Origin of the sequence: Archangium sp. (genome assembly GCF_045802675.1) — a bacterium.
GTDB lineage: Bacteria > Myxococcota > Myxococcia > Myxococcales > Myxococcaceae > Archangium.
Window position 1 is genome coordinate 38,381 of the sequence record NZ_JBJMQO010000047.1, and the last position, 18,298, is coordinate 56,678.

The 18,298-nt window shown below is 70.6% G+C and carries 15 protein-coding genes; 3 read left to right on the top strand and 12 right to left on the bottom strand.

What is annotated here, in order from left to right; translation table 11 throughout:
- Positions 1-94: 94 nt before the first annotated feature.
- The 3 genes from ACJ8AN_RS14470 to ACJ8AN_RS14480 form a co-directional block, all read right to left on the bottom strand.
- Entirely contained in the window at positions 95-688 is a 594-nt protein-coding gene (locus ACJ8AN_RS14470) for a hypothetical protein (RefSeq protein ID WP_407755923.1), read from the bottom strand.
- Between the two features lie 180 nt (positions 689-868).
- On the bottom strand, positions 869-2,014 hold the full coding sequence (gene argE, locus ACJ8AN_RS14475; RefSeq protein ID WP_407755924.1) for an acetylornithine deacetylase: 1,146 nt from the start codon (positions 2,012-2,014) through the stop codon (positions 869-871).
- A gap of 126 nt (positions 2,015-2,140) precedes the next feature.
- Positions 2,141-2,608 carry a ferritin-like domain-containing protein gene (locus ACJ8AN_RS14480; protein WP_407755925.1) on the bottom strand — a complete coding sequence of 156 codons (468 nt, stop codon included), beginning with the start codon at positions 2,606-2,608 and terminating at the stop codon, positions 2,141-2,143.
- Positions 2,609-2,786: 178 nt separating this feature from the next.
- On the opposite strand from ACJ8AN_RS14480, the gene ACJ8AN_RS14485 reads away from it, so the two are divergent.
- The gene (locus tag ACJ8AN_RS14485) at positions 2,787-3,101 is read left to right on the top strand and encodes a hypothetical protein (RefSeq protein ID WP_407755926.1); all 315 of its coding nucleotides are present in this window, start codon (positions 2,787-2,789) and stop codon (positions 3,099-3,101) included.
- 95 nt (positions 3,102-3,196) lie between these two features.
- On the opposite strand, the gene ACJ8AN_RS14490 is transcribed toward ACJ8AN_RS14485, so the two are convergent.
- A complete protein-coding gene (locus tag ACJ8AN_RS14490; RefSeq protein ID WP_407755927.1) occupies positions 3,197-3,529 on the bottom strand; it encodes a hypothetical protein in 333 nt (110 codons plus the stop codon).
- A 185-nt stretch (positions 3,530-3,714) separates the two neighbouring features.
- Here ACJ8AN_RS14490 and ACJ8AN_RS14495 point away from each other — a divergent pair, with 185 nt between their 5' ends.
- Positions 3,715-4,149, top strand: a complete 435-nt coding sequence (locus tag ACJ8AN_RS14495) for a CBS domain-containing protein (RefSeq protein ID WP_407755928.1) — start codon at positions 3,715-3,717, stop codon at positions 4,147-4,149.
- A 327-nt stretch (positions 4,150-4,476) separates the two neighbouring features.
- On the opposite strand, the gene ACJ8AN_RS14500 is transcribed toward ACJ8AN_RS14495, so the two are convergent.
- The 7 genes from ACJ8AN_RS14500 to ACJ8AN_RS14530 form a co-directional block, all read right to left on the bottom strand.
- Positions 4,477-5,103 (bottom strand): pentapeptide repeat-containing protein, encoded by a 627-nt coding sequence (locus ACJ8AN_RS14500; protein ID WP_407755929.1) that lies wholly within the window; start codon positions 5,101-5,103, stop codon positions 4,477-4,479.
- 11 nt (positions 5,104-5,114) lie between these two features.
- A complete protein-coding gene (locus ACJ8AN_RS14505) occupies positions 5,115-6,803 on the bottom strand; it encodes a hypothetical protein (protein WP_407755930.1) in 1,689 nt (562 codons plus the stop codon).
- A gap of 173 nt (positions 6,804-6,976) precedes the next feature.
- Entirely contained in the window at positions 6,977-10,717 is a 3,741-nt protein-coding gene (locus ACJ8AN_RS14510; RefSeq protein ID WP_407755931.1) for an FG-GAP-like repeat-containing protein, read from the bottom strand.
- Positions 10,718-10,732: 15 nt separating this feature from the next.
- Positions 10,733-12,244 carry a hypothetical protein gene (locus tag ACJ8AN_RS14515; protein WP_407755932.1) on the bottom strand — a complete coding sequence of 504 codons (1,512 nt, stop codon included), beginning with the start codon at positions 12,242-12,244 and terminating at the stop codon, positions 10,733-10,735.
- 4 nt (positions 12,245-12,248) lie between these two features.
- Positions 12,249-13,637, bottom strand: coding sequence for a DUF1501 domain-containing protein (locus ACJ8AN_RS14520; protein ID WP_407755933.1), 1,389 nt, complete (start codon positions 13,635-13,637; stop codon positions 12,249-12,251).
- Positions 13,638-13,659: 22 nt separating this feature from the next.
- Positions 13,660-14,319 carry a hypothetical protein gene (locus ACJ8AN_RS14525; RefSeq protein WP_407755934.1) on the bottom strand — a complete coding sequence of 220 codons (660 nt, stop codon included), beginning with the start codon at positions 14,317-14,319 and terminating at the stop codon, positions 13,660-13,662.
- A complete protein-coding gene (locus tag ACJ8AN_RS14530) occupies positions 14,319-16,355 on the bottom strand; it encodes a DUF1585 domain-containing protein (protein WP_407755935.1) in 2,037 nt (678 codons plus the stop codon). The genes ACJ8AN_RS14525 and ACJ8AN_RS14530 overlap by 1 nt, the downstream gene beginning before the upstream one ends.
- Before the next feature lie 144 nt (positions 16,356-16,499).
- Between ACJ8AN_RS14530 and ACJ8AN_RS14535 the strand changes: the two genes are divergently transcribed.
- Positions 16,500-17,069, top strand: coding sequence for a DUF420 domain-containing protein (locus tag ACJ8AN_RS14535; protein ID WP_407755936.1), 570 nt, complete (start codon positions 16,500-16,502; stop codon positions 17,067-17,069).
- A 28-nt stretch (positions 17,070-17,097) separates the two neighbouring features.
- Here the strand turns inward: ACJ8AN_RS14535 and ACJ8AN_RS14540 are convergent, their stop codons facing one another.
- Positions 17,098-18,273 (bottom strand): ATP-binding protein, encoded by a 1,176-nt coding sequence (locus ACJ8AN_RS14540; protein ID WP_407755937.1) that lies wholly within the window; start codon positions 18,271-18,273, stop codon positions 17,098-17,100.
- Positions 18,274-18,298: the final 25 nt, after the last annotated feature.

Genomic DNA, 18,298 nt, shown 5'->3' on the forward strand with positions numbered 1-18,298 from the left:
ATGGAGGAGAGGGGGCCCGAATCAACTGCTCCCTCCCGGACACCGGGCAGGCCGCCGGGGGGCGTCGTCGACGCGTCGCGGACGCGTCACGGGCTCACCAGGTGATGACGTAGGTACAGTGCTCCGCCCGCTGCTTGCGGCAGGCTCTGTCGTCGTGCGTCACGCGCGCATTGGACTCGTAGCGTTGGGCCATGGCCATGAGCAGGCCCTGGTCGAAGGCGCACGGGTACGGGGTTTCACACAAACAGAAAATCTTCCGCTGTCCCGGCACGGGCTCGTAACCGTAGTGGCCGATGCCCTCCTCCATGCGCCCCGTCTCCGGGTCGAACATGGGCCGGCCGTTCTTGCGGTGGTGGAGGTGGTAGGCCACGTCCACGAACTTGATGGCGCCGCGGATGTCTTGGATGCCCGCGCCGGCCGAGACGATGCGGGGGAGCGCCATGCCGATACGCATGAGCAGCCCGTCCCCCAGCTCCTTGCGGATCCGCCGCATGCACAGCAGCAGGGACCTCTGAGAGTACCAACCCTCGGGCTCCAGCCCCACCAGGCCCCTGGCCGTGGGCGTGCCGAGCCCCTCGTCCAGCAGGTAGGCACTGCCGAGCACCGCGAAATCGCCGAAGCCCTCCACGACTCCCAGCACCGACGTCCCCTTGACCTCGATGCCCTCCTCGAAGGGGATGAATTGCATGTCGTGGCCTCCTCCCCAGGCCCCGGCGACGTACTCGGGCCAATGCCCGACCCCACCGCGGCGGACTGTACCACCCAGGTCAGGTGCGCCGACAAGCCCGTTCGCCCCCCCTCACTGGGGGTGCACCCGCAGGGCTCTCCGGTGCGTGGCCGGGTGCGCCTTGACGCTCGACGTCCGGCGTCAGGTGCCGCCGCAGAAGTGGGCGATGGCCCGCGTGAGGTACGCCTCGCAGCGCACCAGGTCCTCCACCGGCACGTGCTCACCCGTCTGGTGGGCCACCCGGATGTCCCCCGGGCCGAACACCACCGCCTCCGCGCCCAGCTCCGTGAGCTGCGGGGCCTCCGTGCCGAAGGGCACCGTGATGGGCGCGTTGCCGGACAGCTCCGCCAGCACCCGCACCACCTCCGCGTCCGCCCGCGTGTCCACCGCCGGCTCCGTGCGCAACAGCCGGATGCGCGCCTCGTAGCCGGGCTCGTCCCGCACCAGCTCGTGCCGGATGGACTCGAGCAGCTCCAGCACCCGCTCCTTCGGCTGCCGGGGAATGGGGCGCCACTCCACCGTGAAGCGGCACGCCCCGGAGATGACGTTGGGCGCCTTGCCCCCGCTGATGAGGCCCACGTTCACCGTGGTGAAGGGCGGCTCGAAGGACTCGTCCCGCTCCTCGCGCAGCCGCGTGCGCGCCAGCGTCTCCAACTTCTGGAGGAAGCGTCCCGCCCGGAAGATGGCCGACGCTCCCTCGTCCGGGTACGCGCTGTGCCCCTCGCGCCCCAGCACCTCCACCTCCGCCAGGCAGTAGCCCTTGTGCGCCCGCACCGGCACCAGCGACGTCGGCTCGCCCACGATGGCGTGCCGCGCCCGCCCCTTGCCCTGCGTCACCAGGTACTTGGCCCCCTCACAGCCCATCTCCTCGTCCGCCGTGAGCATCACCATCAGCGGCGCCCGCAGCGGGCCCGTGTAGTGCGTGGCCGCGTACAGCGCGCAGGCGATGAAGCCCTTGGTGTCGCACGCGCCCCGGCCGTACAGCTTCCCCTCCCGCTCCGTCAGCCGCAGCGCCTCCGTCCACGCCGCGTCGTACGGCACGCAGTCCGTGTGCCCCACCAGCACCAGCCCCGCCCGCTCCCCGCCCGTGCCCCCCTTCACCGCGACGAGGTTCACCTTCTCCACCCCCGCCCCGTCCCGGTACGGGACCCGCTCCACCGCGAAGCCCGCCGCCTCCAGCCGCCCCCTCGCCAGCTCCACCAACGGCGCGTTCGGCCGCGAGGATGTCGTGTCCAGCGCGACCAGCTCCGACAGCGTGGCGCGCAGCTCGGGCAGGGTGTCACTCACGAGGGTCTCCAGGGTTCGGGGCTCCGCGCCTGGCGCGCGGGGCTGCCGTCCTCCGAATGTAGACCAGGGGGTGAACCCGGCTCCAAGCGATACCCTCACCCCGTCCCCCTCCCGGGGGCAGGGAGCTCAGGCCTGGACCTCGGCTCCCTCGGACATCCAGGGGCGATGGCGCACCGATTCCTTGATCCACGTCACGTGCCGCTCCTCGTCCCGCCGGTTCTTCTCGATGAGCGAGCGCACCTGGGGGCTCCACTCGAAGCTCAGCGCCAGCTCGTAGGCCCGGTTGGTGAACTCCTCGTTGCCGAGCATCGCCACCAGCGCCGCCTCCGTCCCCATCAGGCTCGTCATCGCCGTGAGGCCCTTCATCGCCGCGCCCTTCAGGTCCGGCCTCAGCTCCACCGGCTCCCCTCCGAACTGGCGGATGAAGGCGTTGAGGTCCTGCACGTGCCGCACATGGTCCACCCGGAACTCGTTCAGCCGCTCACGCACCAGCGGCTCCTTCACCCGGGCAATCGCCGCGTCGTAGGCCCCCACCGCATCCACGTCCAGCTGCGCCAGGCTCCGCAGCTTCTCCACCTCGGACTTGCGTCCCATCCGTCCCCCCCCCGCGCTTCCGGTCATGGTCCCCGCCAATCTGAGCGGACCCCTCCGCACAGCCAACCCCACCGCCCCAGCGCCCGCCCGGACAGCAGCCAGGTGAGCTGCCCTCCCCCCTCCTCCGCACCCCGTGCGCACCTTTCCCGCATCCCTTCGGACGGAGGCAACGGACACCATGAAGAACGAAGACACGGTCACCACCAACGTCGAGATGCAGACGCGGCGCATTCCCTCCATCGGCTTCCTCGGCGTCGCCATCGGCTGCATGGCCGTCAGCGCCGGCCTCATGCTCGCCGGCAAGAAGACCTGGGCCAATTTCGTCGGCCAGTGGGCCCCCACCATCCTCATCCTCGGCACCTACAACAAGATCGCCAAGACGTTCTCCGCCCCCATCGACGAGGAGCAGCGCCTCCAGCACGGCGGCCACGCCTCCATGCTCAAGTCCTCCGACGAGCTCTCCCGCCAGAGGTCTCCCCAGACCGTGAGCTGAGGGGGTTCGTGAAGTGAGATGCCGCCGGGACCCTGTGACGCCCTTGGGAATCACGGGGCTCGGTGTTGCCGGGGCTCGAGGTTGGAGAACGGGGCTCAGGCCCTCGCGGGGGTCGCTCCCGCGGGCGATGGACCTTGTTCCGCGCACCGCTTCTCCGCCTTGCGGTGTTTGAGCACGATGACGATTCCCACCAGCGCGCTCACCAGCATCAGCGAGTTCGTCACCACGAAGACCCAGTTGTGCACCATCCAGCTGTAGATGGTGAAGCCCGTGGACGCGGTGATCTGCCCCACGAAGAGCCACTTCGACACGCCCTTGCTCGTGCCCGTCTTCCACTGCTTGTAGACCTGATTGCCAATCGTCAGCAGCAGCACCACCGAGCTGAACCAGCCAATCGCTTCGCTCCCCATGCGCTCAACGATGCGCATGCCCTCGCAACCGTAAAGGCCCGCTTCCCACCGGGCAGACAGGCAGGCGTGAATCGCCCGCTCGCCCCGCAGGGAGGGCAGACGGGCAGGCACGTGTTCGAAGCATGGAATTTCGCGGCGGAGGCGCCGGAGCGGACACACCCTCCCTACGAAACACTCACACTGACCGCCATGAGGTGCGTCCCATGAAGATTCGTGACGTGATGACTCCGGACGCCGTCGCCGCCCATCCCGAGACGACGCTGATGGCCGCCGCGGAGATGATGCGCCTGCTCAACGTGGGCTCCCTGCCCGTCGTCGACGGCGAGCACGTCGTCGGCATCGTCACCGACCGGGACATCGTCGTGCGTGGCCTCGCGCTAGGCTTCAACCCGCGCACCAGCTCCGTCGCCGACGTGATGACCCGCAACGTGCAGACCTGCTCCGTGGACGACGACGTGGAGGAGGTCGCCGACCAGATGCGCGAGCTCCAGGTGCGCCGCCTGCTCGTCGTGGATGAGCAGGAGCACCTCATCGGCATCGTCTCCCTGGGAGACCTCGCCATGGAGATGGAGGACCAGAAGCTCGCCGGGCGGGTGCTCGAAGGCATCTCCGAGCCCGCCATGCCCCTGGCCCACTGAGCCGCGCGCTCAGACTCGACTTTCGCCATTTTTGGCCGGTTCCCTCTCAACTGTGCCTGGCACCGTGCAGCAGTCGTCCGGAGCAAAGCCCCCGGAACGGCGCGGTTGCAGAGGCAGAGAACCGGAGGCTGCGAAGGTGGCGGAGTAGGCGAGTCGGTCGGTAGCGGGGCTGTAGCTGCGTTGTCGCGTGCGGTGCAGGCGGGCCGACACGATACGAACCGGGGGCCTCGGGCTGCTTCGAGGTGGCGCACACGGTGGCGCCCCCCACTTGCGGTAGTTGTCGTCGCGTCGTGGCCCTTCGACAGGGCGACTCTTCGCACCGTCCCGTCAGTAGACGATGCAGTCGAACTTCTCGATAACAGCCCTGAGCTCTTCCTCTGTGGTCTCCATACGTCTGGCGAGTGAGGGGGCGTGGTAGGTCAGCGACTTCGTAGGAGCCGGCTGGGTGTGAAGTTCCTCCACGGTGATTCGTCCAAAGCGGCCCGGCCACTTGATGCTGCGAAGTTCAGGCGCCCGGCGGATGGGCTCGATGAAGGTGAAGCAGGGCCATTTGGGGAAGCGGATGGTGGCAGGGTCACAGCCCATGATACGGCAGCCATCCAGGCGGGCCTCGGTGAAGTCGCAATCCTCGATGGCCCCGTGCTCCCAACCTGTGCCGTAATCGGGCCAATGCCCGAAATCGCACCCCGTCAGGCGTCCCTTGAACCGGCACCCCTTGAGTGAGGCTTTCACCCACTGTTGGTGGTTTTTCAGCTCCTGCTTCACCTCGAAGGTGCACTCGATGAATCGTGCGCCAACGATGATCAGGTTCCTCGCGGAGACCTTCAGGATGACGGTGCAGTTTCTAAGCAACAAATCGGGGCCAAGGAAATAGAGCGAATTCTTGTCCGTCAACTCCAGCCGCTCGTTTGCAATCTCCTTGTCCTCAATGATGACGTTCTCCAGCCACCCCATGGTTGCTCCTTTTAGAAGGTGAGCATCCGAAAGAACTCGCTGGCCATGCGCCTGCCATGCCGCGCCAGATTCGACTCGGTGCCGGAGAGAATCTCGTACTTGCGGCCTGTCGTCAGGTCAACCACGTCCACTCCCTGGTGTTTGAACTGAAGGCTCCCTCGCAACTGGGCTTTGACTTCTGCGTGCACGAAACGCCCCCGGGCCTCGCGTTCCAAGAGTCGCGACAGCCAGTATTCGCCCCTATCCGTAGCATTCTTGATGGCCTCTTTTTCCGCGTCCGAACGCCTGTCGGGCCCCCATTTCTTCGCGGCCTTGGTGACAACCTCCTGGAGCATGTCGCCCACCTTGTCCTCGGCGGGTATGTCCGCCACGGACTTGCCAGGAGGGAGGTGCCAGCGCTGGCCGTCACTGAGCTGCACCTGCCGGTTGCCGCCCCGGTGGCGGATGACGGTTTGCGCCGAGCGGCCCCCGCGAGCCGTCTCCCGCCCAGGCCCATGCCCCTTCTTGAGCATGACGACGGCCAGGGGGCCCTGCGGAGAGGTGGCCACCTCCTCCGTCGCCGCCACGGCCCTGGCCAGGGCGCTTTCCGTCTCGAGCGTCGCCTCCACGGCCTCCGCGTGCGTCATGACAGCGGCGCCCCCCTGGGCCTCGAATTGCTCCGCCGCGAGGGTGAAGCCCGGCAGTGACTTCAGCCGTGGCAGCACCTGCCCCAGCGTATGCCCGGCCAGTGTGGAGACGGCGAGAATCATGGCCCGGGCGGCGTCCTCGCCCAGCACCTTGCCGAATTGCTCACCGGCCGCGCGCAGCTCGTCGAAGGTGGTGGCCTCTCCGGCCGCAATCACCAGACGGGCCCAGCCGTCAATGAGACCGTACACCGTGCTGAGGCCCAGGTAGCCCATGAGAATGACGGTCAGGCTGGCGGCCACCAGCTTGGTCGTCGGCTCGGGCACCACCCACATCATGCAGTACAAGGCCACCGTCCAGACGACCATGGAAACGAGGGCCTGCACGCTGAGCAGCTCGGCCTTGAGAGCCTCGCGCGTCTCGTCGAGCACCCGCCCGAAGGCCAGGGCCAGGGCAAAGGTGTAGCGGTCATCGGCCTTCAAGTAGGGCCCGTCGTCCAGCAGCCGCAGGCAGTCGCCTCCGCCCTGGGGGGCGCACCACTGAAGGTACTGTTGCTTGAGGGTTTCATTCGCCTCGGGGGTGAGGGCAACCGGCCCCTGCTGCTTCTCCGGCACCAGCGTGTAGCCCTGGCCCCGGTACATCTCCAGGTTCCACTCTCCCGCGCTCGCCACCGTCTCCACGTCCCGCGCTGGTTGGCCGGAGAGGCGCAGCAGCTCCAGGGCGGCCTCGCGTGGAGTGCGCTGCCCCAACCGCACGTCGCGAGCGAGCCGTTGCAAGGCCCGCTGAAACTCGGGCTTGAGAATGGGCACCGGGCGGGTGGCAACCGCCCCGGGCTCGAAGAAGGCCGCGATGTACACGGTGGCCTTCTCGAGCCCTGGCTCCGTGGACGGGGGCACGCGCGCCCTGGGGGCAGGCGGAGGCGTGAGGGAGGTGTAGCGGTAGCCCGGCGTGAGGCTGCCCCAAGGGGCGTGCGTAGCGCAGGCGGACTGGAAGAAGACGAAGAGGACGAACCAGTAGGCGAGCAGGTGGCGAAGCGGCGCGCCAGGTGGACGCGGGCCGACACGACGGGGGGACACGGCGCACCTCCGGAAACGACGCGGTGGCGAGCCGTCGCTCCGGAACTACACGGAAATGCGGGTGGGCCCGTCAAGCCGTCGGGTTGGCCGAGGGATGCAGGACACAGCGGGTAAGCCGCGAGTCGGGCAGGGATGCCCATTGGACGGCTCTACGGGAACGTGACGTTGTCGAGTCAGAAGCCCAGCGGCACCACGAAGGCCGTGCCGTTCTGCGTGCCCGTGCGGTAGCTCAGCGGCGCGCCGATGACGAGCGTCGGCGGGAAGCCCACGTTGCCCGTACCCGGTGGGTTCCCCGCCACCAGCGCCAGCTCCTGGCCGAAGCCCGAGCGCTCGGCCGCGTCTCCCGTCAGCGTGAGCATCGGCGTGAGCGCCCCGGTCATCGCCGGTCCTCCCGCGTAGATGAACACCGCGCCTCCACCATCCGAGGCCACCGACGCCCCCGGCGCGCTCACCACCAGCTCCGGCGCGCCATCGCCGTTCAGGTCCACCCCGCCCGCCAGCGCCGTGCCGAAGCCCACCGCGCGCGAGCGGTGCACCAGCACCTTGGGGAAGAGCGCGCTCTCCAGGGCGCCCACCACCGCCTCGCCCGAGGCCGGCCGGCGCTTCACCAGCTCCGCCGTGTCGAAGAGCATCACCGCGGGCTGCGTCACGCCGTCATAGGGCACGCTCGAGGCGCTCACCGCCAGGTAGTCCGCGCCGCTCTTGCCGAGCACGCGGCCCACGCGCGCCGCCGCCACGCCGAGCCCCAGGAAGTTGCTGCCCACCTCCGGGTCCGCCGCCAGCCGCACCGTCGACGGGGCCGTGCGCCCACCACACCGCGCCCCGCCCGTGTCGTAGCCGAACAGCACCACGAGGCCCGAGCGCGCGCTGCCATCCGAGTAGCGCCACGCCACCTCGTCGCAGCCATCCGCGTTCAGGTCTCCCAGCGCCACCGGCATGGAGGTCGTCTGCGCCGTGCTGGAGGACGTCGCGAAGTAGGGCGAGGAGTAGACGGGATCACACCCCATGGTCCGCTTCGCCAGCGAGGCATCGTCCGGAGCGCGCCCCAGCCACAGCTCGAAGCCGCTGTTGCGCAGCGCCCCGATGTCCTGCTTGCCATCCCCGTTGAAGTCGAAGCCGCCCACCACCCCGCGGCCGATGCCCGAGCGCGTGCAGGTACCGCTCGAGGCGATGCAGTTGTCCGTGATGTTGCCCAGCGCCCACAGCCGGTAGGCGGGCTTGTAGCTGCCGTCCGACTGCGCCAGCGACACCAGCACGCCGCCCGCGCCGGTGTCCGCGGTGGGCAGGCACGCGCTCTTCACCACGTACGCGTCGCCGAGCTCCGAGGCGGCCGCGGTGGCCCTCGGGATGGTGAAGGCCGGCGCGCCCATCACCAGGTCCGCCTTCCCATCTCCGTTGAAGTCCGAGAAGGCCACGTCCGTGCCCACGTTGCGTCCGTTGTACAGCGGGGCGGACATGCCCTCGCCCACGAGCGTGCCCGCGCCTCCTGCGGCGCCGTACGTATAGGCCCGGCCCGCCGACAGGTCGTTGCCGTCCGCGTTCACCCCGGGACCGGCCCAACCCGGCGAGCCCACCAGCGCCACGAGGCTCCCCGTCGCGCCCTTGCCCACCGCCACCGCCTCGCCGAAGCGCTCCACGCTCGGCTTCGCCGGCACCAGGAAGCTCGTGCGCGTCCACTGCGCGAGCGAGTCACCCGCCTTCACGAAGGCATCCACCCGTCCGGTGAAGGCGAGCCCCGAGCCCGAGGCCCGGCCCGCGAAGGCCACCAGCCCCGTGCTCCCCGGCAACGCCCACGGTGCGAGCCCCGCTCCGAAGGCGTCCGACTTCGCCAGTCCCGGCAGGAAGGTCTGCGGCTTGTTGAAGGCGGCGCCCTTGCTCAGGCCCGTCAGCGGGTACACCAGCACCTTGCCGCCGAAGCGCAGCGACGTGGTGCCCGAGGGGATGCTCGCGTAGGGGGCGCCCAGCAGCAGCTCCGGGCCCGGCGTCGCGTCCACGTCCGCCAGCGCCCAGCTGCGGCCCGCCACGATGGAGCCCGCGTCCCCGTAGAAACGGGCGAAGGCATCCGCGAGCTTCACCTGCGGCGGCGTGTCCGCGGCATCCCCCGTGGGCGAGAACGAGGTCAGGTCGAAGAGGAACGCCCCGCCCGCGTCCGTCGCCGCGTTCACCCCGCCGCTGGTGCGCAGGTCCGGCGAGTCCGCGCGGTCCATCAGCACCATCAGCAGCGGGGGCCGCGTCCCATCCCCCGGCACGACGCTCAGCTTCGCGTTGCCCTCGTTGCTGTCCGCCGTGTTCGTGGGCAGCACGAAGACGTCCGGCGTGGCGCGGAAGAGCGGCGCTTCGGTGCGCGCGAAGAAGACGGACACCGCGGGCTGCACCACGCCCAGCGAGGTGTTGTCCGCCTTGTAGCGCGAGGCCTTGCCCAGCGCCGCCACGTCCGGCCTCCCGTCCCCGTTGAGGTCCGCCACCACCACCGACTGCCCGAGGCCCGTCCGGGCACGTGGCTCGATGGCGCCGGTCAGCCCCAGGTCGCTGCCGCCCAGGCGCACCGTCGGCAGGTCCGGCACCGGCTGTCCCGGGGTGAGCTGGAAGATGTCCACGATGCCGCGGTTGAAGAGCGTCGAGGTGGACGCCAGGTCTCCGGCCGGCGAGCCCACGATGAGGTCCAGGTCCCCGTCCCCATCCACGTCCTTCAGGTCCACGCCCGTGCCGAAGGCGCCCCGGCCCACGCCCGCGAGCGGCGGCCGGATGCGCTCGGGCCCGCTCGTCCCGAAGCGGTACAGGTACACCGCGCCCGAGCTGTCGATGGTGACGTCCGCGCCCGGCGAGGAGATGACGAGCTCCGCCTTCCCATCCTTGTCCAGGTCACCCGCCACCAGGCTGTCGCCGAAGCGGGCCGTGTCCGTCTCACCCGTCAGCGTCCACGTGGGCTGCGAGGGCAGGCCCGCCGCGCTCCCCTTGAAGATGAGCACCACGCCGCCCTGGGGCCGGTTGAGGTCGCTCTCCGGCCGGCCCACCGCCACGTCCGGCACCCCGTCCCCGTCGAAGTCCGCCGTCACCACCGAGGCCGTGTCCGTCAGCTGCCCGTGCGCCGCGGTGTCCCGCGTCAGCTCCGCCAGCACGCGCACGGACACCGTCGCCGTCTGCTTCGTGAAGGGGTCCGCCGCCGTCAGCACCGCCGTGCCCGACGCGCCCGGCTCGGCCGAGAAGCGCCCGCCGTCCAGCGAGCCCGGACCGGACACCTTCGTCCACGTAATCCGGTCACTGCCTCCCGCCGTCGCCAGCGGCACCGACGAGCCCGAGGGCACCGCGAGCAGCTCCGGATCTCCGCGCAGCACCGCGTCCGAGCGCACCTCGAATTGCAGCAGCGCCTCGTCCCCCGTGAGGTTGTCGCGCACGCTCACCAGGTCCAGGCCCTGCCCCGCGCCCGCCGTGTACACGCCCGAGGGCGTCAGCGTGCTGCCCGCGTTGGTGCTCACCAGCGTGAAGACGGGCGAGCCCAGCAGCCCCGACACCGCCACCTGGAAGCTCGTGCCCTGCTTGAGCGTGGCCCGCCCGGGCGCCACGTCGAAGGCCGCCACCACCGACACCCGCGCCCGCGCGTCGCCGGGGCAGCGCACGTCCTCCACCACCAGCGTGTCCGTGGACGGCGTGGGCCCCGCGACGAAGCGCGAGCCCCGCATCTCACCCGAGGAGCCACCGGGCTCGGCACGGAAGCGGTAGTGGCCGCTGCCTCCCGAGGCCGTGAGCGCGATGGGATCCTTCACCCGCACCTTCGTGGGGTTGGCGGTGAGGGACAGCGGCGGCAGGCCCGCGCAGGGATCCACCGCGGGGGGCGTCTCGGGAGGCTTCTCCTCCGGGGTGCAGGCCGCGGACAGGAGCGCGAGCACGAGGGACGCGCGGAAGACTCGGGTCATGGGGGTGCGCCTCGATCAGGGATTCGCGCCGGTGGACGCCCAGCGCTGGATGAGGGAGATGAGCTGAGGGTCGAGGGGGCCGTCGGCCGGCATGCGCTGCTCGCGCACGGCGGCCACGATGAGCGGGGCGTTCTCCTTCCACAGCTCATACGAGGACAGCGGCCGGCCCGGGCCCGAGGTGTGGCACTTCGCGCAACGCGACTCGTGGATGGGGCGGATGTCCCTGTCCCAGCCGAGCGCCACCGTGGTGAGCGGCTGGTAGTCGAAGGCCACCGAGCGCCGCGCCTCCGTGCCGTCCGCGTAGACGGCCACGGCGCTCAGCGTGTGCGGCCCCGGCTCCAGGCCCACGAAGGAGTAGGGCTTGGGCGTCCCGTCCGACTCCGTGCCGCCGAGGCTGTACACCGGCCCGCGCACCGGCACCTCCACGCCCGCCACCTCGAAGGTGAGGCTCAGCGGCGCCACGCCCGGCGCCACCCGCGCGCGCACCACCAGCGAGTCCTCCACCACCTGCATGCCCTCGTGCACGCCGAGCACCCGCGGCACCGGGCCCCGGCTCAGCGCCACCGTGTCCGCGCCGAGCTGCACCCACGCGCAACCACTCTCGTCGGCCGCCAGGAAGAGGGACTCGCGCGTGTCCACGCCCGTCGTCTCTCCCCACACGTCCGCGTCCGCGTCATAGGTGAACAGCGACTCGCCCGCCTTCACCCAGACGAAGCGCCCCGCCGCCGCCAACTGCTCCGGCTTGCGCGCGAGCGCCACCTGCCGCCACCCGTCCGCCGCGCGCCGCAGCAGCCGCTCCGTGGTCAGTACCCACGCCTCCGCCTTGCCCTTCTCCGACGCCCCCAACCCCGCCAGCGCCACCGGGTGCTCGCCCTCCTGCAGCGGCACATCGGGCGCGCTCACCTGCCAGGTGCCCGGCGCCGTCCGCACCACCGTCCACACCGCGTCGTCGCGCAGAAACCACACGCCCGGCGCACCATTCTCCGCGGGCGCCACCGCCACCGCGGTAATGCCCTCCAGCGCCTGGCCATTCACCTTGAGCGCGGACAGCGCGCCGTCGCGCAGCTGGTAGAGGCCCGAGGCGTGTCCGAGCCACGCCGCCCCATCCGCCGCCACCGCCGTGGCCGTCAGGCCCGTGCCCAGCACCTCGCGCCACGGCGGAGCGATGAGCCAGCCCGACTGCGCCAGGAAGAGGCCGTTGTCCGTCTCCACCAACGCCGAGCCCGGCCCCATCCGGAAGACGGCGCGCGCCCGGCCCGGCACCACCGTGTTGCCCGGGTGGCTCTCCAGCGCCGCCCGCGTTCCGTCCAGCCTCAGGCGGATGGCCTCGCCCGCGGCCGTCGCGAAGATGCCGCCGCCCGTCTGGTCCGCGAAGCCCGGCGCGGAGGCGAGCGCCGACGAGGCCTTCGTCTGCGCGGGTTGGAACGGCGTGGGGCTCGGGTGGTCCTGCGGCACGGAGGAGGCAGAGCCGCAGGCGGACAGCAAGCCCGCGAACAGCACGGACAACATGGAAGCTCGGTTGCTCATCGCGTCACGCCAACAGGGCCCGGAGGGGTTCGACTCGCGTGATGCTGTAGTCCAGATTGGCGGACGCCAGCACCGTCGCGATGATGTGCTCGGGAAGGATGTTGCTGCCGTTGTTCGGGTCGGCCGCGCCGTTCTTCAGGTCCACCACGCACGGCGCCATCGCCACGTCGCCGCTGTAGCCGAACACCTTGTTGTGCTTCACCCCCGCCCCCATCAGCATGCAGCTGCTGGTGAGGTGGTGGTCGCGCCCGCTCGTCGAGTTGATGAGCGGCGTGCGGGCGAACTCGGAGAACACCAGGAGGGTGGTGTGGTCCATGAAGTTGCCGCCCGACGGGTGCGCCGTCTGCCGCAGGTCATCCACCAGCAGCGCCAGCGCATCGAAGCCCGTGCGCAGGTTCGTCGCGTGCGTCGTCTGCGTGCCGAAGTGCGTGTCCAGGCCGCCCACCAGGTTGATGGACACGCACTGGCTGATGCCCTGCTTGAGCGCCGTGGCCACCAGCGCCGCACGGCCCGCCGCGCTGTCGTAGGGCCCCGCGCCCGGCAGCCCGTAGAAGGAGCGCACGGCCGCGTTGGCCGCCAGCTCGAAGCGGAACGCGTTGTCCAGCCGGCCCGACAGCACCTGCTGCATCTGCCCGCGGCTCGACTCGTACGTGCTGCCCACCCCGCCCGAGCCGTACGCCGCCTCCTCGCAGGAGATGGGCTGGCCGCGGAAGTCCAGCAGTTGCTTCTCCAGCTCGCTGTCGAGTTGCTTCGTGCTCGGCGAGAGCGTGAGCAGCAGGTCCTGCGCCCGGCTCACCTTCAGCGCGTTGGCGGCGCCGGGGTAGCGGTCGTTGTACGTCTCCACGTTGTAGGCGATGGAGGGAATGGGCACCGCGGGAGCCATCTGCCCGACAATCTCGGTCGCCGTGGACGAGCCGCGCGCCGCCGCGCCGATGGGGCGCTTGCCGGTGATGAAGTAGCGCATGCCCTCCTCATGCGCGAGCGTCGTCATGTTGATGCCGCGCACCACGGTCATCAAATCGTAGTGGTTGGCCAGCTTGCTCACCGCCGGACCGAACTGGATGTTGGAGGGGTCCGCGCCCGAGCGCTGCGCCGGAAGAATCGGCCGCGTGGGGAAGCTCGCGTCGGTGAAGAGGTTGTAGCCCGGCAGAATGCGCGTCTCCGCCACCCGCTCGGGGGTGAAGACGTCCGGGTCCCTCGGGTCGAAGGCGAGGAGCTGATCCCACCCGCCCGCGAAGTAGACGAAGACGAAGCAGCGGTCCGCGGGCGCCAGCGTGGCCGCCTGCGCGAAGGCCTTGAAGGGCACACCTCCCAACAGCGAGGAGCCCATGAAGCCGGCGGCGGCCTTGAGGAAGGTCCGGCGCGAGGCCTGAGTCTCTGGGTTCTTCTTCATGGAAGCATCTCTCCCCGGGCCGTCAGTAGGTGAGGAACCGCGAGTCCGTCATGAGGGCGATGCACACCGCCGCCAGCGCCTGGTCCCGCTTCTTGATGGTTTCCGCGCGGGCGGCCGCCTTCGTGAAGAAGCCGGCCCAGCGCGTGAGCTCGTCCCCCTCCAGGGGCACGCCCCAGAAGCGGGTGGACTGGTACACGAGCAGCTCGCGCACCTGCGCGTCCGTGAGCTTCGTCAAATCTCCCAGTGCCCCGGGCACCGTGCGGCCGAGCACGCGCACGTTGGGGTCCATCTGGGTCAGCTCGGCGGCGGCCTGGGCCAGGCACACCTCGCGCGCCCCGTCCTCGAGGAACTTGGCGAAGACGAGGTTGGGCTCGGTGCTCTCGATGTTGACGAGCGCGAAGTCCGCCCGGCCCAGCGACGGCGCCAGGGCATCCAGCCCCGTCCAGGGCCGGCCCACCGCCACCTCGATGGAGCGGGCCAGCTGGCTCACGGTGATGCGGCGCGGCGCGCGCCCCACCCGGCCATCCTGCAGCTCGGGGTCCGGCAGCGGCGGCGTCACCGAGTCCCCGTGCGGGTTCTGCACGGGCTCGAGCTGTCCATCCACCGGGACGGGCTTGGAGGAAGTCTTCTCGCACGCGGTGGCGCCGAGCGCGAGCAACGCGAACAGGAGCAGGCGGCGCATCAGTCGATCCTCCGGTAGGCGTCGGACATCACCATGCGCTCGATGAGCGCCTTGAAACGGTGGCCGTCGCGGGCGAAGTCGTCGGCCATGGGCTGCAGGTACAGGCGCTGCTCCTCCGCCGACATGGGCCGGCCGAGGAACTCCTGCCACACGCGCCGCACCGTGCAGCGCTCCAGGTCCCCCGTCTGCAGCATGCGCTGCACCAGGAGCTGGGGACCGCCGTCGATGTTCTGCTCCTCGTCGTCCGTGCGGTAGAGGTACGTCTTGAGCATGCCCAGCGAGTTGGCGCCGTCGCCGTCATAGGCCTGCATGACGTACTGGCCGCACTCGTTGTTGCACGAGGTGTTGCCGGAGAGCGCGCAGTCGCGGCACTTGGGGTCGTAGCGGGGGAAGTGCTCCGCGTCGAGGAAGAGCGCGGCGCGCTCGGCGAAGCGGCCCCAGTGGGCGCCGGTGGGCTCGATGGTGGCGTGGCAGTAGTTGCAGCCGCAGCGTTTGGCCAGGTTGTTCTCGCGGTTGCACGCGTCCTCGGCGGCGGGCTGGCGCGCGTTGTCCGGCGGGGCGAACGCCTTGCACAGGAAGGCCGAGTAGAAGTGGTTGACGCGCGCGCGCTGGGTGGGGAAGCGGTAGAGGTACGCGGCCGTGGTGAGCACACCCGAGTGCTGGGAGTCGCGCACGTACTCCTGCCAGGTGTCCGCCTGGGTGAAAGGCACCGCGGGCAGCACGGACGTATCCGCCGGCGCCGAGGCGCTGAAGACGCCCAGGCCCTGCTGCGGGTCGCGGTAGAGCGAGGACAGCGGGCCATTCACGAAGGAGCGGCGCGTGGTGAGCAGGTTGAAGTACGGCTCGTCCCGGCGCACCACCGAGTCGGCGATGAGCTCGGGCTCGGTGTTGATGGCCGCCACGCGGGCGTTGTGCGTGGTGCCATTGGGTGCCTCGCACCGGTCCATGCCCTCGCCGCAGCCGCACGAGCGGTCCCCGTTGAAGCGCGTGGTGGTGCACGGCTCCAGCGTCCACGGGTTGGCCGCGCGCGTCTGGGCCTCGATGGCGCACACCCGCACGTCCGTGCCCCCGGGATTCCAGAAGGGCGCGGGCCGCGTCACGTAGCCCTCGCGCTGGATGCAGCCGTTCTGCGGCACGTACGAGCCCTTGATGCCCACACCGCCGCTCATCTTCAGGCCGAGCGTCAACGTGCAGCGGTCCAGCCGCGTGAGCGGGGTGGTGGGGGTGGGGCTCGGGTGGGCGAAGGCCACCACGCGGCCCGAGCCGTCCGAGGCCAGCACCTCCTGGGTGAGCGGGGCCGAGGAGGCCTTCGTCGCGTCCGGCAGGCACAGGTGCGGCACCACGGAGGTGGCCGACAGGCGCCGCATGTCGCAGAAGTAGAGGTACTTCGCGTCGAGGCGGCCCTTGGCCACCGCCGCGTCACACGAGGTGATGGTGGTGTCGGTGGGGTTCTGGTCCAGCCGCGTGCAGGCGTAGAAGTTGGTGTCGTAGTCCCAGCTCACCGGCAGCGGCACACCGCGGTCGTCGTAGCGCTCCTTCGCGCAGTCGGCGGTGGTGGTGGGCAGCGCCGGGTCCGCGTGGGCGTCCTGCCGCGCGTCGCAGACGTCCTGCGCGAGGAAGCTGTCGCAGCCCATGTTGTTGGCGCCGCGCAGCGGCTTGCTGCTGTTGCCGCGCAGGGACAGCGCGTCCGTGGCCGTGCCCGCGCCGCTCAGCCGCGAGTTGCCGTTGTTGTTGACGCTCGCGTTCACGTTGCTCCACAGCAGCGAGCGGTGGTAGGCGCGCAGGCGCGAGTAGAACTCCTCCTTGTCCATCAGCGCGCGGACGTCCTCGGCCGTCACCTCGCCCTTGGCCCGAGCGGCCTGGTACTCCTCATACGTGGGCGGGCGGCCGAGCAGGTCCAACGTGAGTTGGCGCAGGTGGCGCTCGAGGGGAACCTTCGACACCGGGGCACACACCGGCCCATCCGCGAGGACGGGGGGAGCCGCGAGAACAGCGGCGGTGGCCAGCGGAGCGAGGAAGCATCGTGCGAAGCGCACGGGAACCTCCGGAATGCAGCGGGGGGAACTGCACCTCTGCTTATGCCAGGAATTCTAGTTAATGGCTATACGCTTGCTCTTGTAACTGAGAGGCAAGCCCTTGCGAGTTGCACGCGGGGCACAGTCAGGACAGAAAGGTGCGCCATGCCTGATGCCAGCACCCATGCTCCTGTCCCGCAGGTGAGCGACCGGGGTTTCTACGTATTCACCGCGGTGGTCTCCGCCGCTGCTCTCTCATTTCTTGCGTACATTCTTCTCATCCGCCGAGGAGGCGCGGTGGGCGGGGTGGACCTGCGCTTCCTGCCGGCGGTGAACGCGAGCCTCAACGCGCTCGCGGCGGCGTTCCTCACCGCGGGCTGGGTGGCGATCCGGCGCAAGGCGCGGCGCGCGCACCAGTACTTCATGGTGTCGGCCTTCGCGTCCTCGGGGCTCTTCCTGGTGTGCTACCTGGCGTACCACTTCGTGCACGGCGACACGCGCTACGCGGGCAGCGGGCCGCTCAAGGCGCTGTACCTGCTCATCCTCGCCAGCCACGTGCTGCTGTCCATGGCGGTGGTGCCGGGCGCGCTGCTGTCCTTCTACTTCGCGTGGCGCAACGCCTTCGACAAGCACCGCAAGGTGACGCGGTGGCTGGCGCCCATCTGGCTCTACGTGTCCGTGACGGGCGTGGTCATCTTCTTCATGCTGCGCGGCAGCCTGCCCGCGGTGCCCTGAGCGGCGGACCCGCCGCGGCGCGCCGGCCTCAGGCCAACTGCTCCGAGGAGGCCTGCCGGAGGCCCAGCCCTCGCGGCAGGCGCACGGTGAAGCTCGAGCCCCTGCCCTCCTCGCTCTGCACGGTGAGGGTGCCCCCGTGCAGCGCCACCATGCGGTGCGCGCTGGCCAGCCCCACGCCGCTGCCGGAGATGGCGGGGGCCACGTTGCGGCCCCGGCGGAAGCGCTCGAAGATGTGGGGCAGGTCCGCGGCCGGAATCCCCATCCCCTGGTCCTGCACGCACAGCCGCACCCAACCCTCCGGCCCCGGCGACTCCTCGCTCAACCACACGTCGATGGTGCCGCCCCGCGGGCTGTACTTCACGGCGTTGCCCAGCAGGTTGTCCAACACCCGCTCGAGGCTCTGCGTGTCCCAGTGGCCCACGAAGCCCTCGCCCTCCAGGTGCAGGTGCACCGGATGCGTGCTCCCCAGCGGCCCCAGCTCTCGCACCTTCGTGCGCAGCAGGGCGAAGAGGTCCACCCGCTCGCGCCGCAGCGGGCGCTCCCCTCCCCGCGTCACCTCCAGGAAGTGGTCGATGAGCTCGCCCATGCGCTGCGCCCCGCGCAGTATCTGCTCCAGCCGCGCGTCCACGCCGGGTGTGCGCACCTCGGCCGGAAGCTGACGGCGCAAGAGCTGGGTGCTCAGGAGCATGCTCTGCAGCGGCCCCTTGAGGTCGTGCGTGGCGATGGCGAAGAACTCGTCGCGCACGGCGAGGGCCTCGCGTGCCGCCCGCTCGGCGCGCTCCGTCTGGCGGCGGCCCTGCTCCAGCTGGCGCGCCATGCGCACCGCCTCCACCGCGTTGCGCAGGCTGTGGCGCAGGCGCTCCGGGGAGAGGGCCTCCTTGAGGAGGTAGTCGTGCGCGCCGGACTTCATCGCCTCCACCGCCACGCGCTCGCTGCCTCTGCCGGTGTACACCACCACCGCGGGCATCCGCTCGCCGCACCGCTCACGCAGCGTGCGCAGCAGCGTCACCCCGTCCATGCCCGGCAGGTGGAAGTCCAGCACCAGCGCGTCCGGCGGGGGCGCGCGCGCCAGGCGCTCCAGGGCCTCCTCGGCGGAGCTGACCTGCTCCACCTCCCACTGCGTCTCCGTATCCTTTTCGAGCGCCCGCCGCAGCGCCCGCTGGTCCGCGAGGCTGTCGTCGACGAGGAGCACACGCAGGCTCATCCCTGGGGCTCCTCCCACCCCGGCA

What these genes read in the sequence shown, in the direction of transcription:
- ACJ8AN_RS14470 (WP_407755923.1), bottom strand. Translation starts at nt 688, where the DNA reads ATGCAATTCATCCCCTTCGAGGAGGGCATCGAGGTCAAGGGGACGTCG.
- ACJ8AN_RS14480 (WP_407755925.1), bottom strand. Translation starts at nt 2,608, where the DNA reads ATGGGACGCAAGTCCGAGGTGGAGAAGCTGCGGAGCCTGGCGCAGCTG.
- ACJ8AN_RS14485 (WP_407755926.1), top strand. Translation starts at nt 2,787, where the DNA reads ATGAAGAACGAAGACACGGTCACCACCAACGTCGAGATGCAGACGCGG.
- ACJ8AN_RS14490 (WP_407755927.1), bottom strand. Translation starts at nt 3,529, where the DNA reads ATGCGCATCGTTGAGCGCATGGGGAGCGAAGCGATTGGCTGGTTCAGC.
- ACJ8AN_RS14495 (WP_407755928.1), top strand. Translation starts at nt 3,715, where the DNA reads ATGAAGATTCGTGACGTGATGACTCCGGACGCCGTCGCCGCCCATCCC.
- ACJ8AN_RS14500 (WP_407755929.1), bottom strand. Translation starts at nt 5,103, where the DNA reads ATGGGGTGGCTGGAGAACGTCATCATTGAGGACAAGGAGATTGCAAAC.
- ACJ8AN_RS14510 (WP_407755931.1), bottom strand. Translation starts at nt 10,717, where the DNA reads ATGACCCGAGTCTTCCGCGCGTCCCTCGTGCTCGCGCTCCTGTCCGCG.
- ACJ8AN_RS14515 (WP_407755932.1), bottom strand. Translation starts at nt 12,244, where the DNA reads ATGAGCAACCGAGCTTCCATGTTGTCCGTGCTGTTCGCGGGCTTGCTG.
- ACJ8AN_RS14520 (WP_407755933.1), bottom strand. Translation starts at nt 13,637, where the DNA reads ATGAAGAAGAACCCAGAGACTCAGGCCTCGCGCCGGACCTTCCTCAAG.
- ACJ8AN_RS14525 (WP_407755934.1), bottom strand. Translation starts at nt 14,319, where the DNA reads ATGCGCCGCCTGCTCCTGTTCGCGTTGCTCGCGCTCGGCGCCACCGCG.
- ACJ8AN_RS14535 (WP_407755936.1), top strand. Translation starts at nt 16,500, where the DNA reads ATGCCTGATGCCAGCACCCATGCTCCTGTCCCGCAGGTGAGCGACCGG.
- ACJ8AN_RS14540 (WP_407755937.1), bottom strand. Translation starts at nt 18,273, where the DNA reads ATGAGCCTGCGTGTGCTCCTCGTCGACGACAGCCTCGCGGACCAGCGG.